We start from the raw sequence: 15,574 nt of genomic DNA on the forward strand, positions 1-15,574 counted from the left end.
TCCTAGAATTCCCGCCCATGGCAACCAAACCCAGCAACTCCTACGGCGAGTCTTCGATTCGTGTGCTCAAGGGGCTCGAGCCCGTCAAGCAGCGGCCGGGCATGTACACCCGAACCGACAATCCGCTGCACATCATCCAGGAAGTGATCGACAACGCTGCCGACGAGGCTTTGGCCGGCCACGGCAAGCGCATCGACGTGACGCTGCACACCGACGGCTCGGTCAGCGTGCAAGACGACGGCCGCGGCATTCCCTTCGGCCTGCACCCCGAAGAAAAGGTCTCGGTGGTCGAGATCGTGTTCACCCGGCTGCATGCCGGCGGCAAGTTCGACAAGGGTTCAGGCGGCGCCTACAGCTTCTCGGGTGGCCTGCACGGCGTGGGGGTCAGCGTGACCAACGCGCTGGCCAAGCGGCTCGAAGTGACGGTGTGGCGCGAAGGCCAGGTCGCCAGCATCGTGTTCTCGGGCGGCGACGTGATCGAGCCGCTGAAGCTGCGCAAGACGACGAATGCCGATCGCAAGTCGGGCACCACGGTGCGCGCTTGGCCCGATCCCAAGTACTTCGAGAGCGCTGATTTCCCGAAGGCTGAGCTGATCCACCTGCTGCGCAGCAAGGCGGTGCTGATGCCGGGCGCGAGCGTGACGCTCACCACCGAGAAGAACGGCGAAGTCTTGAGCTGGCTGTACAAGGGAGGCCTGCGCGACTACCTCATGCAGACGCTCACGGCCGACCCGGTGATCCCGCTGTTCGAAGGCGAGCACTACGCCGACAAGGGCGAGACCGAGAACTTCGCAGAAGGCGAGGGCGCCGCCTGGTGCGTCGCCTTCACCGAAGACGGCTCGCCGATGCGCGAGAGCTACGTCAACCTGATCCCCACCGTGAACGGCGGCACGCATGAGTCGGGCTTGAAGGACGGGTTGTTCGGCGCGGTGAAAGGCTTCATCGACCTGCACAGCCTCTTGCCCAAGGGCGTGAAGCTGATGCCCGAAGACGTGTTCTCGCGTGCCAGCTTCGTGCTGAGCGCCAAGGTGCTCGACCCGCAGTTCCAGGGGCAGATCAAGGAGCGGCTCAACAGCCGCGACGCGTTGCGCCTGGTCTCGACCTATGTGAAGCCGTCGCTCGAGTTGTGGCTGAACCAGCATGTCGACCTCGGCAAGAAGCTGGCCGACCTCGTCATCAAGCAGGCGCAGACGCGCCAGCGCGCAAGCCAGAAGGTCGAGAAGCGCAAGGGCTCGGGTGTGGCGGTGCTGCCCGGCAAGCTCACCGATTGCGAGAGCCGCGACCTCAACCTGAACGAACTGTTTCTCGTCGAAGGCGACTCTGCCGGTGGCAGCGCCAAGATGGGCCGCAACAAGGAGACGCAGGCCATCCTGCCGCTGCGTGGCAAGGTCCTCAACGCCTGGGAAGTCGAGCGCGACCGCCTCTTCGCCAACAACGAGATCCACGACATCTCGGTCGCGATCGGCGTTGACCCGCACGGCGCGACCGACACGCCTGACTTGAGCGGCCTGCGCTACGGAAAGATCTGCATCCTGAGCGACGCCGACGTCGACGGCTCGCACATCCAGGTGCTGCTGCTCACGCTCTTCTTCCGCCACTTTCCCAAGCTGGTGGAGAGCGGCAACATCTACATCGCCAAGCCGCCGCTGTTTCGCGTGGATGCTCCGGCGCGTGGCAAGAAGCCCGCGACCAAGATCTATGCGCTCGATGACGGCGAACTCACCGCCACACTCGACAAGCTTCGCAAGGAAGGTGCTCGCGAAAACTCATGGAGCATCGGCCGCTTCAAGGGCCTGGGCGAGATGAACGCCGAGCAGCTGTGGGACACCACGCTCAACCCCGACACGCGCCGCTTGCTGCAGGTTGGGTTTGGCCTGCTCGATTTCATCGCGACGACGGAATCGCTCACCAAGCTGATGGGCAAGGGCGAAGCGCAGGCACGGCGTGATCTGATGGAACTGCACGGAGACGACGTCGAAGTTGATGTATGAAGACAACCCCTCGATCGACGGGTACGTCGCTCGATCCCCCAAGGGGATGCGGGCCGGCTTGGGAGCGGCCCGGCGCTCGACCCGCCTGCGTTGACCTGCCATGAGCACCTTCATGCCGCTGCGCCTGCGCCCAACGATGCTGAGCGATCTCGACTTCGTGATCTCTGTCGAGCAGGACGCGCAGAACTTGCCGTTCATCACGCCGTGGGAGCGCATCCAGCATGAAGGCGCTGTGCGCTTCCCGGACTTTCGGCATTTCATCGTCGAAGCCGGGGCGGGGTATCAGTCGGCCGGCTTCGTGATCCTGCAGGGCTGCCGCAACCCGCATCACTCGGTGGAGCTGAAGCGCATCGTGCTGCAATCCAAGGGGCAAGGCTTGGGCCGTGCCTGCATTCGGCTGCTGGCGCAGATGGCGTTTCGCGATCTGGGCGCCCACCGCTTCTGGCTCGACGTGAAGTCGCTCAACCACCGCGCATTGGCGCTGTACCGCAGCGAAGGCTTCGTCGAAGAAGGGCGTCTGCGCGACAGCGTGAAGACATCGGACGGCTACGACTCGCTGGTCGTGATGTCGATGCTGGCGGCCGAATACCAGGCGCTGTGCGCAAGGCGCGAGGCAGGCGCCGCGTGAGGTTGGCGCTGCCCGCGCTGCTGCTGGTGCCGCTCTGCGCGCAGGCCGAGCTGTGGGGCTACGTCGATGGCGCTGGCGTGGCTCACGTGGCGCCTACGCAGGTGGACTCCCGCTACCACCTGGTGCTTGGCAACCCGGCCGGTGGCGACACGCGCGTGCCGGGCAAGACGGATGGCGCCGGCGGCCTCATCACCTGGTTGGAGTTCGCGCCCGAGGTGAAGTCGCTGCAGGCCATTCTTCGTGAAGCGGCCCAGGCGCATGCGGTCGACATCGAGCTGCTGAAGGCCATCATCGCGGTCGAATCGGGCTTCAAGGCCGACGCGGTGTCGCCGCGCGGTGCCGTCGGCCTGATGCAGATCATGCCGCTCGGCGAGACAAAAGTGGCGCGCGAGCTGGAAGCCAAGCGCTTGCTGGACCCGCGCGCGAACATCCTCACCGGCGCGAAGCTGCTCTCGCAATTGATGCACCGCTTTGGCCGTGTCGACGTGGCGCTCGCGGCATGGAATGCCGGTGTCGGCACGGTGATGAAACATGGCGGCGGGATGCCGCCGATCGACGAGACCCAGGCGCACGTGCACCTGGTGCTCGAGCTCTACTGGGCACTGCTGCAGAACAACATGCCGCGCGGTGCCGTGAAACTGCAGGTGCATGGCGAGCCGCCCGCGTCCGCTCCCAACTGATTGAACAACTCGAATGACGATGACCCCCGAGACCCCTGAAAGCAGCAGCGACGCCATCACGCTCGCCCACTATGCCGAGCGTGCGTACCTCGAATACGCATTGAGTGTCGTGAAGGGCCGCGCGCTGCCCGACGTGTGCGACGGCCAGAAGCCCGTGCAGCGGCGCATCCTGTTCGCGATGGAGCGCCTGGGCCTGAGCTTCACTGGTACCGCCGGTGCCAAGGCGATGAAGAGCGCCCGCATGGTGGGCGACGTGCTCGGCAAGTTCCACCCGCACGGTGACCAGTCGGTGTACGACGCGCTGGTGCGCATGGCGCAGGACTTCTCGCAGCGGTATCCGCTGATCGATGGCCAGGGCAACTTCGGCTCGCGCGATGGCGATGGTGCGGCGGCGATGCGCTACACCGAGGCGCGGTTGGCGCCGATCTCGCGGCTGCTGCTCGACGAGCTGGACGAAGGCACGGTGGACTTCGCTGCCAACTACGACGGCTCGACCGAAGAGCCGAAGCTCTTGCCGGCGCGCTTGCCCTTCGTGCTGCTGAATGGCGCCAGCGGCATTGCCGTCGGYTTGGCGACCGAAGTGCCTTCGCACAACCTGCGCGAGGTCGCGGCTGTGGCCGTCGCGATGATCCGCAACGACCGGCTGACGGACGACGAAATCGCCACGCTGGTCCCCGGACCCGACTACCCCGGCGGTGGCCAGATCATCAGCAGCACCGAAGAGATCCGCGCGGCCTACGCCACCGGCCGCGGCAGCCTGAAGGTGCGTGCGCGCTGGAAGATCGAAGACCTGGCGCGCGGCCAGTGGCAGCTGGTAGTGAACGAACTCCCGCCGGGTGCCAGCTCGCAGCGCGTGCTCGAAGAGATCGAGGAACTGACCAACCCGAAGATCAAGGCTGGCAAGAAGGCCTTGAGCGCCGAGCAGGTTCAGCTGAAGACGACGGTCTTGTCGGTGCTCGACGCAGTGCGTGACGAGTCGAGCAAGGACGCCCCGGTGCGCCTGGTGTTCGAACCCAAGACCAGCCGCATCGAACAGCAGGAGCTCATCACCACGCTGCTCGCCCACACCAGCCTGGAGAGCTCTGCGCCGATCAACCTGACGATGATCGGCAGCGACGGCCGGCCCACGCAGAAGAACTTGCGGCAGATGCTTTCGGAGTGGATCGCCTTCCGGGCCGAGACGGTGCAGCGGCGTTCGCAGTTCCGGCTCGACAAGGTGCTGGCGCGCGTCCACATCCTCGAAGGGCGGCAGCTGGTGCTGCTCAACATCGATGAAGTGATCCGGATCATTCGCCATGCGGACGAGCCGAAACCGGCGCTGATCGCGCGCTTCAAGCTGAGCGAGACGCAGGCCGACGACATCCTCGACATCCGCCTGCGCCAACTGGCGCGGCTCGAAGCGATCAAGATCGAGCAGGAGCTGAAGGATCTGCGCATCGAGCAGGGCAAGCTCGAAGACATCCTCAACAGCCCCGCCACGCTCAAGCGCACCATCGTCAAGGAAATCGAAGCCGACGCCAAGCAGCATGGCGACGACCGCCGCACGCTGATACAGGCCGAAAAGAAGGCCGTTGCCGAGATCAAGGTGATCGACGAGCCGGTGACCGTTGTCGTGAGCCTGAAGGGCTGGGTTCGCGCCCTCAAGGGCCACGAGATCGACGCGGCCACGCTGGCCTTCAAGGCCGGTGACGGCCTGTACGGCGTGTTTCCGTGCCGCACGGTCGACCCCTTGCTCGTGTTCGGCAGCAATGGCCGCGTGTACTCGACCACCGTGGCGCAACTGCCCGGTGGCCGTGGCGACGGTCAACCGATCACGACGCTGGTCGAGCTGGAAAGCGGAACCCAGCCCTTGCATTACTTCGCGGCCGCGGCCGACACCACGCTGCTGCTCGCCAACACCGGCGGCTTCGGTCTGCTGGCGCAGGTGGGCGACATGGTCAGCCGCCAGCGTGGCGGCAAGAGCTTCCTGGCGCTGGAAGCCAGCGACAAGGTGCTGCCCCCGGCCACCGTCAACACCGCCCACACACAGGTCGCCTGCCTCTCGCTAAGCGGGCGCCTGCTGGTGTTCAAGCGCGATGAGCTGAAGCTGCAGCCCAAGGGCGGTCGCGGCCTCACGCTGATGGACGTAGACACGAACGACCCGCTGGTGTCGGTGGCCAGTTGCGCCAACGCCATCAAGGTGCTGGGCACGGGCCGCGGGGGCAAGGCGAAGGAAGAGGAGCTGAAGGGCGCGTCGCTCGGCGTCTACGCCGGCAAGCGGGCGCGCAAGGGCAAGCTGGTGGATGCGGGGATGAAGCCGCATCGTGTCCTGGTGGGTGGGTAGTCGTGAGCGGGCCTTCGATGCCTCTGGCTGATGGGGCCGAGTGTGTTGGAAGCCCCGCCATGCCGCTGACAGCTCGCGCCGGGGTGTCGAAGAAGGCTCGCACCGCATCAGCATGAGCCTCGCCACACCACCTCTCGAATCCCCGTGGGCGCCGCTGCGGCAGCCGGTGTTCCGCATGCTGTGGAGCGTCTGGCTCACCGCCAACATCTGCATGTGGATGAACGACGTGGCGGCGGCGTGGATGATGACTTCATTGACCACTTCGCCGGTGATGGTGGCGCTGGTGCAGTCGGCGTCGACGCTTCCGGTGTTCTTCCTCGGGCTGCCGAGCGGCGCTCTCGCTGACATCCTGGATCGGCGCAAGTACTTCATCTTCACGCAGTTCTGGGTGGCGACCGTTGGCGTGCTGATGTGCGTCGTAACGCTGAGCGGCCACATGGTGGCGCCTTTGCTGCTGTTGCTGACCTTTGCCAACGGTATCGGCCTCGCGATGCGGTGGCCGGTGTTCTCGGCCGTGATCCCCGAGCTGATCCCCAAGGCGCAGCTGCCGGCAGCGTTGGCACTCAACGGAGTCGCGATGAACACCTCGCGCATCTTCGGGCCGATCCTGGCGGGTGCGTTGATCGCGAGCGCGGGCAGCGCTTATGTGTTCGCGCTGAACGCGGCGCTGTCGGTGATCTGCGGCTTCGTGATCATGCGCTGGCGCACCGAGCCCAAGGTGAGTGCGTTGCCGGCCGAGCGCTTCTTCGGTGCCATCCGCGTGGGCGTGCGGCACGTGCGCGAGTCGGCCAGCATGCGCGCCATCCTGCTGCGCATCACCACGTTCTTCTTGCAGGCCATTGCGCTGACGTCTCTGCTGCCGCTGGTTGCGAAGCAACTGCCCGACGGCGGGGCGGGCACCTTCACCTTGCTGCTCGCCTCCATGGGCTCCGGCGCGGTGGTGGCGGCGTTGTCCATGGCCCGCATTCGCGCGGTGATGGATGGCGACGTGCTGGTGCGCAACGGGAGCCTGGTCCAGGCGGCGACCATGGTCGTCGTCGCCTTTGCGCCCAACATCTGGGTGGCGGCGCCGGCGATGATGCTCAACGGCGTGGCGGTGATCTCGGTCGCGAATTCGCTGTCGGTCGCGGCTCAACTGGCGCTGCCCAACTGGGTTCGCGCGCGTGGCATGTCGGTCTACCAGATGGCGCTGATGGGCGGTGGCGGCATCGGCGCGGCGGTGTGGGGGCAGGTGGCCACCTTCACCGATGTGCGCACCAGCCTGATCATCGCGTCAGCGGGCGGCACGCTGGCGATGGTGGGGGTGCTGAAGCGCAGTCCGCGCGGCCTGTCGGAACACGACGACCTGACGCCGTCGCAGGAATGGAAGCCGCCGGTGATGCCGGTGGCGATCGAAGGCCACGAAGGCCCGGTGCTGACCACCATCGAGTACCTGATCGATCCGAGCCACGCCGAAGATTTTCTCGCCGTGATGCGCGAGACCCGCAGCAGCCGGCTGAGGCAGGGCGCTCTGTCATGCGAGCTCTTCCGCGACGGCACCGTGCCGGGCCGCTACCTCGAGCACATGCTTGACGAGTCGTGGGTCGAGCACCTGCGCCGCTTCGACCGCGTCACCGCGTACGACGTGGCGCTGCGAAACCGCCGCCTGGCGCTGCACATCGGCGACGAGCCGCCGCGCGTGTCGCGCTGCATCGCCGAGGCGATGGACTGACGTCTCAGCGCTTGCGTGCCTGTGTGGCCGTGCGGCGCCGCGAGGTGGTGGGCAGCTTGTGGATGACAGCCTTGCCTGGCAACGGCTGTTTTGCAGGACGATGTTCTGCTTCGGGACCTGCGCTCGCGCCGGCTTTCTGGTCCGAATTCAAGTTTGGGTCTGACGGCGCCGCCGCCCACGGCGGCAAAGGCCATGCGGGCACCATCGGCCAGCCCGCCAGAAGCATGCTCCACCACGAGTGAGAAGCGGCCAGCATGGCCTCCCAGCTTCGTGTTTGCATGGCGAGAGCCTGCTCGGTCGTCCAGGGCGTCGCCCAGAGGGAAGGGTCGTCGATCGTCGGCGGGTCCCCCGGCGCGCGGGCCCACAGTGAATTCCAGTGCCACATGACGGATCTCCTTGGCAGCCAAGGCAGTCGAGCTTACTGCGCTGAACCGTCCGATGCCAGCGCATCCGCGTTGCCAAGACGTTCATACTCTGAGATCACCTGCGCGCCGAAAAGCAGCAAGGTGGCGGCAATCTCGAGGCTGAGCAAGGCCACGATCGCCGTGGTGAGTGAGCCGTAGACCACGTTCACCTGCGACAGCGTGGCGAAGTACCACACCAGCACGTGACGGGTGATCTCCCACAGCAGGGCGGCCGTCACGCCACCGATCAGAGCGTGCCGCAGCGACAGGTTGCCGACCGGCATCACCATGTAGATGGAGGTGAGCAGGCAGATCTCGCCGGCGAGCCCGACGAGATAGAGCAGCAGCCCGGAGAAGCCGCCCAGCGACCATTCGCGGCCGAAGAGGTTGATGCTCTCCTGGCCCAGCACCTGCAAGCCGCCCGACACCACCGTGACCAGCAACAAGCCCACGCCCAGCACGAAGATGTAGCAGTAGGGCAGCAGTGCCGAGACCAGGAAGTGGCGACCTCGATCGACCACACGGTGATGGAAGATCACCGACATCGCGTTCTCCAGCACGGTGAAGGCGAGCGAGCTGAAGAACAGCATGGTCACCAGCAGCAACCAGCCGGTCAAGTCGCGGTGAAGCAGAAAGTTGGACAGCTCGGCCACGATCGCTTTCGACTGGCCTGGAATCAACCACGAGAGGTAGCGGTCGATGGTTTCCAGCAGCTCGGCCTGGTCGATGAATTGCGAGAGCGCAATCACCGCCAGCACCAGCAACGGCACGATGGACAGCAGCGCGTAGTACGCCACCGCACCAGCGAGCAACAGGCCCTGGTTGGCCCGGAACCCCTTCAACGACTGCCAGATGAACGCGCCCGGATGTGCAAGCACATGGGCGGCCGGTGGCGTGAGGAGTTTCATGCTCGAAGGTGAGCCTTGCTCTCACCGAGACTGCTCAGAGCAGGCCATCGATCGAAGCGTGATCGATTGCTCGTTGGTCAGGAATTTGATAACGGCTGTCATGAAGGCGGGGAGCAAAAGCAGATGATTCGATACCGGCGCGAATGGCTGGGTGAACGACTTGTCGTTCACCCGTCTGTTATGCATCGAATCAAGATTTCTTGCTGTAGGACGGAAGCGGCATCGGGTGTCGTCTCCGTCGAGAAGCTGTGATGCGCATTCGCCACGCAGGCCGGGCACACGATTTGTTCCGCACCGAGCTTCGGTAAGAATCTCGGAAAACGATATTTCAACAGAGGAGGGGCACCATGAGACTGTTCAGTCGCGCCGCGCTTGCGGCAATCGTTATCAGCTTGACGGCCTGCGCAGGTACACCGCAGACCCCGATCGAATTGACCCCGGCGACGCTTGCCGGCAAAACTCGCATCGGTGTCGTCATGGCAAAGTTGCCAAAGGTCGATGTCAATCTGCCTGGAGCGAGTTGCCTGCTCTGCATTGCAGCCGCGTCCGTCGCCAACTCGAGCCTGACAACGCACACTCAGACGCTGGGGTACGAAGACCTGCCGAAACTGAATGCCGATCTGGCGCAAGCGCTGACGAAGAAGGGACAAGAGGCGGTCGTCATCGATGAGCCCCTCAACCTGGAAACCTTGCCTGATGCGACCAAGGGGCCGAACTTGGCCCGCAAAGACTTCTCGTCCCTCAAGAAGAAGTACGGGGTCGAGAAATTGGTGGTCGTGGAATTGACGACGCTTGGCATGGAACGTTCGTACTCTGCCTACATTCCGAACGGGCCGCCGCACGCCATTTTTGCGGGTTCCGCCTATTTGGTGAATTTGTCCAGCAACACCTATGAGTGGTACCGGCCCATCAAACTTGTCCGTGAGACCGAAGGGAAATGGGACGAACCTCCGAAATTCCCCGGTCTGACCAATGCTTACTTCCAGGTAATCGAGTTAGGCAAGGACGATGTCCTGAAGCCCTTCAAAGCCCAGTGACGTGATGACGATCTCACTCGTCGCGCGGCTGATGGCCGCACTGCTGGGGCTGTCGGTCGCTTCGCTCGGCTTTGCGGCCAGCGACCCACCGGCTGCTGGCGTCGTGACTCGAGCCGTCCCGAATGAAACCGATTGGGCCGTTCGGATGCCCGCCGACGACAAGGTAGCCTACCGTGGGCTGGTGAGCCAGGACACCTCTGGGCCGAGTGGTGTCGCTGTGATGTACCCGGCTCCTAACTTGGTTGGACTGTTTGCCGCGATAGCGGCACATGGCTTGGTTTCGAGTTCGAGACAGGCGAAAGAAAAGTCCAGGGCACAGGAAGAAGCAGACAAAGTTCTCTTGCCGTACCAACCGCTCCTCGACAAGGTCACTCATGGCTTGCTTGCGCAACGGGCATTTGAACGAATGACTCGAGGCGCAGGTAAGAAAGTCGTCGAGCCAAACGCAACGGTATCGAATGGCTGGATCATTGAAACAGCACCGGTATTCTCAGTAACGCAGGACGAGCGAGCTTTGTTGCTGGACAACGTCATCGTTGTCCGTGCGCCTGGTTCACCAGACGTTATCAACTACCAAAACGTCGTGCGGGTAGTGTCTGTGCCGCGGCCTGCCGCAGAACAGAAAGCAGGGATTGTCGAATTCTGGACCGCCGACGAGGGCCGCATGATCGCGCAGGAAAGTGCCGATTTGTTCGCTAAGTCACTGGATGTCGTGCTGGCTGATCTGGCGAGAGGCCCCGAGCTTTCTGCATCGGCACCGAAGACGGTCCGGTACAAGCTCGGCGGTGTTGAAAGCATCGAACGTGCGTCGTTGATCGAGGAACGCTGCGACCGCCTCACATTGCGGACGCTACGGGGCGGGCTTCTGTCCGTTCCTGCGCCGGTAAGCTCTTGTGAGGGCGGGCAAGTGGCAGACAAGCCGCCGCCCCTCACCAGTGGCGCCGTTGCCTCGCAATAGGCAATAGGAAGCGTTTGGCCATATCAGCGTCTTCGCAGCAATGACCAGCCGATTACACCCGTCAGCACGAAAAGCGCAAGGCTGTAGAAGTCGTAGGGAATGCCGAACAGGCTCACCGCCGCGTCGGCGCAGCTGGCGCGCGCGAGGAACACGTCGGGCCACAGGTTGTCGAGCTTCGTCGCGATGACGATCTGGTCGGCCACCGTCATCGCGCACGACGACGAGGCCGCGGCCTTGAAGTGCTGCCACAGCGCCGCGGCGATGCCGCACAGCGAGAGCAGCATCACCAGCGCCGCGCCGAACCGGCGGACCGCCAAACCGATCAGGCAGGCCAGTGCGATGGCAAGAAAGATGAGCCGCTGCAGGATGCACCACGGGCAGGGCTCCATGCCGAAGACGTGCTGCGACACAAGCGCCGCGCCGACGGCGGCGATGCCGATCACCGCGCCGGCCACGAGCAGCAGGGTCGGCTGCTTCTGGAGGGCCGTCATTTCACTTCGGCGATCAGATCAATCTCGACGCAAGCGCCCATCGGAACCTGTGCAACGCCGAAGGCACTGCGCGCGTGGGTCCCGCTGGCGCCGAAGATCTCGCCGAGCAGCTCGGAGCAGCCGTTGGTCACGAGGTGCTGTTCGGTGAAGTCCAGTGTGCTGTTGACGAGACTCATCACCTTGACGATGCGCTCAATGCTGTTCAAGTCACCTACCGCAGCGTGCAGTGTGCCGACCAGATCGATGGCCACGGCGCGTGCGGCCTGTTTGCCGGTGGCGGTGTCGATGTCGCGGCCCAGCTGGCCAACCCACGGCTTACCCTCGCGCTTGGCGATGTGCCCGGAGAGGAACACCAGCTTGCCGGTGCGGACGAAAGGCACATAGGCCGCGGCCGGCGTAGCCACGGGCGGCAGTTCGATGCCGAGGGATTTCAAGCGGTCGTAGACGGACATCGGATGCACCGGGAAACTGGGGAGGCGCAAATCCTACACTGCAGGGATGGGAGGAAAAGACCAAGGTTGGCACTTGGCGGGCATGGGTTTGGCATGGCTGCTCGGCGTGGCGCTGCAATTGCAGGAGCGCACGCTGCTGCCGCTGTGGGCTTATCTGTCTTGCCTCGCAGTGGGCATGCTTTGCTGTGCCATCGCTTGGCGGTGGTCGCGATGGTGGTGGCTCTCGTTGATCGCCATGGAGCTGGTTGGAGCCGGTGCCGCCGGATGGCGCGCCAGCGACAGGCTGGCCGATGCGTTGCCGGTGGCGTTGGAAGGTAAGGACCTTCAGGTGATTGGCGTGGTGGCCGGGTTGCCTCAACAGTCGGCGGTCGGACTCAGGTTCCGGTTCCAGATCGAAGAAGCGCGGTACGAGGGTCAGCCCGTGAGCGTGCCGTCCCTGGTTGCGCTGGGTTGGTATGTTGGCTGGCACGAAGACGCGGCCTTGAGCGAGCCGCAACAGTCATTGCGGGCCGGGCAACGTTGGCGCTTCACGCTGCGTTTGCGCCAGCCACACGGCAACATGAACCCCGAGGGTTTCGACTACGAGCTCTACCTGTTCGAGCAGGGGCTTCGTGCGACGGGGTATGTGCGTGGCGGTGACAAGGCGTCGGCCGAACTGCTGGACGCCAAGGCCGGCTACGCCGTCGACCGATTGCGCCAGCGTGTGCGCGACGCCATCTATGCCAAGGTGAACGACCTGCGCTCTGCCGGCGTGCTGGCGGCACTGGCGGTGGGTGATCAGTCGGCGATCGAACGCGAAGACTGGCAGCTCTTTCGCAACACGGGTGTCGCCCACCTGATGAGCATCAGCGGGCTGCATGTGACGATGTTCGCTTGGTTGGCAGGTCTGCTGGTCACGAGCCTGTGGCGGCGCAGCACGCGAGCGATGCTATTTGTTCCGGCGCAGATTGCAGGACGCTGGGGCGGGCTGTTGGCGGCGACGGGTTACGCACTGTTCTCGGGCTGGGGTGTGCCGGCGCAGCGCACGGTGTGGATGCTGGTCACGGTGACCATTCTTCAGATGCTGAGTCGTCGCTGGCCATGGACGCTGGTGCTGCTCGTCGCCGCTGCAGTTGTCAGCGCGCTCGACCCCTGGGCCCTGCTGCAACCGGGGTTCTGGCTGTCGTTCATGGCGGTGGGCCTTCTCATGTCGTCCGAGGCGGTGCAGAGCCATCGCGAGCCTGTCGCCGAAATGGGCTGGCTCCGACGCATGGGGGCGAGCGTCAAGGGCGGCTTGCGCACGCAGGTGATTGCGACGCTGGGCCTCACGCCGCTGACGCTGGTGTTCTTCCAGCAAGTGTCGATCGTGGGCTTTGCGGCGAATCTGGTGGCCATTCCGCTGGTCACGCTGGTCATCACGCCGCTTGCCTTGCTGGGCGTGGTGTTCTCGCCTTTGTGGCAAGTGGGTGCGTGGGTGCAGCAGGGCCTGTGCGCCGGGTTGGCGCAGCTCGATCACGTGCCCGGCGCCGTGTGGTTGGTGCCGGTGGCGCCGCTGTGGGCGCAGGCGGCCGGGCTGCTGGCCGCTGCCCTGATGGTGTCGCCCCTGCCCTGGCGCATGCGCTTACTGGCCGTGCCGCTGGTGGTGCCCTTGCTGCTGCCGGTGCGTGACTTGCCGGGCGAAGGGCAATTCGAGTTAATGGCCGTGGACGTCGGGCAGGGCACCTCGGTGCTCGTGCGCACGGCACAACATCTGATGGTGTACGACACCGGACCGCAATATTCACGCGATAGCGATGCTGGCCAGCGCGTCTTGCTGCCTCTGCTGCGGGCCCGGGGAGAAGAGCGCATCGATCGCCTGGTGCTGAGTCATCGCGACCTCGATCACGTGGGCGGTGCTGCCGCCCTGCTGAAGAACATGCCGGTCACCGAGCTGCTCAGCTCGCTCGAGACCGAGCATCCGCTGCGAGCCTTGGCAGCCCAACCCCGGCGCTGTGAAGCTGGCCAATCGTGGTCGTGGGACGGCGTGCGGTTCGACGTGCTCCATCCTCAAGCAGCCGACTACGAGCGTGGGCTCAAGTCCAACGCGATGTCGTGCGTGGTGAAGGTGAGCGGGGCGCAGGGCACTGCCTTGCTCACTGGCGACATCGAGCGCCAGCAGGAAGCCGATCTGCTTGGCTCCCAGCGAGACGCGTTGCGCAGCGACTTGCTGGTCGTGCCGCACCACGGCAGCAGAACTTCATCAACGGCGGGGTTCCTGGATGCGGTGTCACCGCGCATTGCGGTGATCCAGGCCGGCTATCGGAACCGGTTCGGCCACCCCGTGGCCGAGGTGCTGGCGCGGCTCGACGAGCGTGGCGTCACAGTCCAAACGAGCCCGGCGTGCGGTGCGTGGTGGTGGCACAGCGGGACCGACATTGCGACGGCCGCATGCGAGCGAGACACGGCGCGGCGCTACTGGCACCATCGCGCGATCATCGAATAAACCAGCGTGAATGCGCCTCGTTGGTGCGAAAGTGGCCTGGAATTTGCTACCCTGCCCCCAAGGAGACTTGCAGATGAGTAGACCCGGTTTCGACGAGATGCAGGCCACCAGCACCACGGTGCGTGACCACTATCGTGTGTACGACAAGTGGCTCGCGCAGCAACCGCGTGATGTCATGCACTCCCGCCGCGAAGAGGCGGAAATGATCTTCCGCCGTGTCGGCATCACCTTCGCCGTCTATGGCGCCAAGGATGAAGACGGCTCCGGCACCGAGCGGCTGATTCCATTCGATCTGATCCCTCGCGTGATTCCGGCATCGGAATGGAGCGAGATGGAAAAAGGCCTGACCCAGCGGGTCACGGCGCTCAACCGCTTCATCCACGACGTCTACCACGAGCAGGAGATCATCCGCGCCGGTATCGTGCCGGCCGACCAGATCTTCAAGAATGCGCAGTTCCGGCCCGAGATGATGGGCGTGGATGTGCCTGGCGGCGTGTATTCGCACATCAGTGGCATCGACATCGTGCGGGCTGCCAACCCCGACGGCAGCGGCAGCTACTACGTGCTCGAAGACAACCTGCGTGTCCCGAGCGGCGTGAGCTACATGCTCGAGAACCGCAAGATGATGATGCGGCTCTTCCCAGAGCTGTTCAGCCAGCATCGGGTGGCCCCGGTCGCGCACTATCCCGACCTCTTGCTCGAAACCTTGCGTGGCGTGGCGCCGGCTGCCGTCAACGAGCCGACTGTCGTCGTGCTCACCCCCGGCATGTACAACAGCGCCTACTTCGAGCACGCGTTCCTCGCGCAACAGATGGGTGTGGAGCTGGTCGAAGGGCAAGACCTCTTCGTCAAGGACAACTTCGTCTACATGCGCACGACGCAAGGCCCGAAGCGCGTGGATGTGATCTACCGCCGTGTCGATGATGATTTCCTTGACCCCTTGGCCTTCCGCCCCGATTCAACGCTGGGCTGTGCGGGCCTGCTGAGCGTGTACCGCGCCGGCAACGTGACGCTGTCCAACGCCATCGGCACCGGCGTGGCCGACGACAAGTCGATCTACCCGTACGTGCCGAAGATGATCGAGTTCTACCTCGGCGAGAAACCGATCCTCAACAACGTGCCGACCTACCAGTGCCGTGAAGAAGACGACTTCAAGTACGTGCTCGACCACCTGGGCGAACTGGTGGTGAAAGAGGTTCACGGCGCCGGTGGCTACGGCATGCTCGTCGGTCCTGCGGCCACGAAGGCCGAGATCGCCGACTTCCGCAAGGCGCTCGAAGCCAATCCGACCGGCTACATCGCGCAGCCCACACTCAGCCTGTCGACTTGCCCCACCTTCGTCGAGAGCGGCATCGCGCCGCGCCACATCGACCTGCGGCCCTTCGTGCTGTCAGGCAAGCACGTGCAGATGGTCCCAGGCGGCCTGACCCGCGTCGCACTGAAGGAAGGCTCGCTCGTCGTCAATTCGTCGCAGGGCGGCGGTACCAAAGACACATGGGTACTGGAAGCATGATGAGAGCTGAACGCTTG

13 protein-coding genes are annotated in these 15,574 nt (G+C 64.6%); 9 read left to right on the forward strand and 4 right to left on the reverse strand.

Going from position 1 to position 15,574, the window contains the following annotated elements; all coding sequences use genetic code 11:
• The first annotated feature begins 17 nt into the window (after positions 1 to 17).
• The 5 genes from AC1DYS_RS11915 to AC1DYS_RS11935 all read left to right on the forward strand — a co-directional run bounded on the left by AC1DYS_RS11915 (position 18) and on the right by AC1DYS_RS11935 (position 7,333).
• Complete coding sequence (locus tag AC1DYS_RS11915) at positions 18 to 1,991, forward strand: DNA topoisomerase IV subunit B (protein WP_477899220.1); 1,974 nt, start codon at positions 18 to 20, stop codon at positions 1,989 to 1,991.
• A gap of 100 nt (positions 1,992 to 2,091) precedes the next feature.
• Positions 2,092 to 2,619: a GNAT family N-acetyltransferase gene (locus tag AC1DYS_RS11920; RefSeq protein WP_477899222.1), complete on the forward strand. Its 528-nt coding sequence runs from the start codon at positions 2,092 to 2,094 to the stop codon at positions 2,617 to 2,619.
• A complete protein-coding gene (locus tag AC1DYS_RS11925) occupies positions 2,616 to 3,299 on the forward strand; it encodes a lytic transglycosylase domain-containing protein (RefSeq protein ID WP_477899224.1) in 684 nt (227 codons plus the stop codon). Before AC1DYS_RS11920 ends, AC1DYS_RS11925 begins: the two co-directional genes overlap by 4 nt.
• 13 nt (positions 3,300 to 3,312) lie before the next feature.
• A complete protein-coding gene (gene parC, locus AC1DYS_RS11930; protein WP_477899226.1) occupies positions 3,313 to 5,622 on the forward strand; it encodes a DNA topoisomerase IV subunit A in 2,310 nt (769 codons plus the stop codon).
• Positions 5,623 to 5,734: 112 nt separating this feature from the next.
• A complete protein-coding gene (locus AC1DYS_RS11935; protein ID WP_477899228.1) occupies positions 5,735 to 7,333 on the forward strand; it encodes an MFS transporter in 1,599 nt (532 codons plus the stop codon).
• Positions 7,334 to 7,337: 4 nt separating this feature from the next.
• Here AC1DYS_RS11935 and AC1DYS_RS11940 read toward each other — a convergent pair whose 3' ends face one another.
• Both AC1DYS_RS11940 and AC1DYS_RS11945 read right to left on the reverse strand, forming a co-directional pair.
• A complete protein-coding gene (locus tag AC1DYS_RS11940) occupies positions 7,338 to 7,718 on the reverse strand; it encodes a hypothetical protein (RefSeq protein ID WP_477899230.1) in 381 nt (126 codons plus the stop codon).
• 33 nt (positions 7,719 to 7,751) lie between these two features.
• Positions 7,752 to 8,645, reverse strand: a complete 894-nt coding sequence (locus AC1DYS_RS11945; RefSeq protein ID WP_477899232.1) for a YihY/virulence factor BrkB family protein — start codon at positions 8,643 to 8,645, stop codon at positions 7,752 to 7,754.
• Between the two features lie 347 nt (positions 8,646 to 8,992).
• Here AC1DYS_RS11945 and AC1DYS_RS11950 point away from each other — a divergent pair, with 347 nt between their 5' ends.
• Complete coding sequence (locus AC1DYS_RS11950; protein ID WP_477899234.1) at positions 8,993 to 9,682, forward strand: hypothetical protein; 690 nt, start codon at positions 8,993 to 8,995, stop codon at positions 9,680 to 9,682.
• Between the two features lie 4 nt (positions 9,683 to 9,686).
• Entirely contained in the window at positions 9,687 to 10,640 is a 954-nt protein-coding gene (locus tag AC1DYS_RS11955) for a hypothetical protein (protein ID WP_477899236.1), read from the forward strand.
• A gap of 23 nt (positions 10,641 to 10,663) precedes the next feature.
• Here AC1DYS_RS11955 and AC1DYS_RS11960 read toward each other — a convergent pair whose 3' ends face one another.
• Together AC1DYS_RS11960 and AC1DYS_RS11965 are read right to left on the reverse strand one after the other, a co-directional pair.
• Positions 10,664 to 11,131 carry a disulfide bond formation protein B gene (locus AC1DYS_RS11960; protein WP_477899238.1) on the reverse strand — a complete coding sequence of 156 codons (468 nt, stop codon included), beginning with the start codon at positions 11,129 to 11,131 and terminating at the stop codon, positions 10,664 to 10,666.
• Positions 11,128 to 11,583 carry a RidA family protein gene (locus AC1DYS_RS11965; protein ID WP_477899240.1) on the reverse strand — a complete coding sequence of 152 codons (456 nt, stop codon included), beginning with the start codon at positions 11,581 to 11,583 and terminating at the stop codon, positions 11,128 to 11,130. The genes AC1DYS_RS11960 and AC1DYS_RS11965 overlap by 4 nt, the downstream gene beginning before the upstream one ends.
• 82 nt (positions 11,584 to 11,665) lie before the next feature.
• Between AC1DYS_RS11965 and AC1DYS_RS11970 the strand changes: the two genes are divergently transcribed.
• Together AC1DYS_RS11970 and AC1DYS_RS11975 are read left to right on the forward strand one after the other, a co-directional pair.
• Entirely contained in the window at positions 11,666 to 14,044 is a 2,379-nt protein-coding gene (locus tag AC1DYS_RS11970) for a DNA internalization-related competence protein ComEC/Rec2 (protein ID WP_477899242.1), read from the forward strand.
• A 73-nt stretch (positions 14,045 to 14,117) separates the two neighbouring features.
• Positions 14,118 to 15,557 carry a circularly permuted type 2 ATP-grasp protein gene (locus AC1DYS_RS11975; RefSeq protein ID WP_047485853.1) on the forward strand — a complete coding sequence of 480 codons (1,440 nt, stop codon included), beginning with the start codon at positions 14,118 to 14,120 and terminating at the stop codon, positions 15,555 to 15,557.
• Positions 15,558 to 15,574 lie beyond the last annotated feature (17 nt).

It is taken from the genome of Rhizobacter sp. P2_G4 (genome assembly GCF_056403575.1).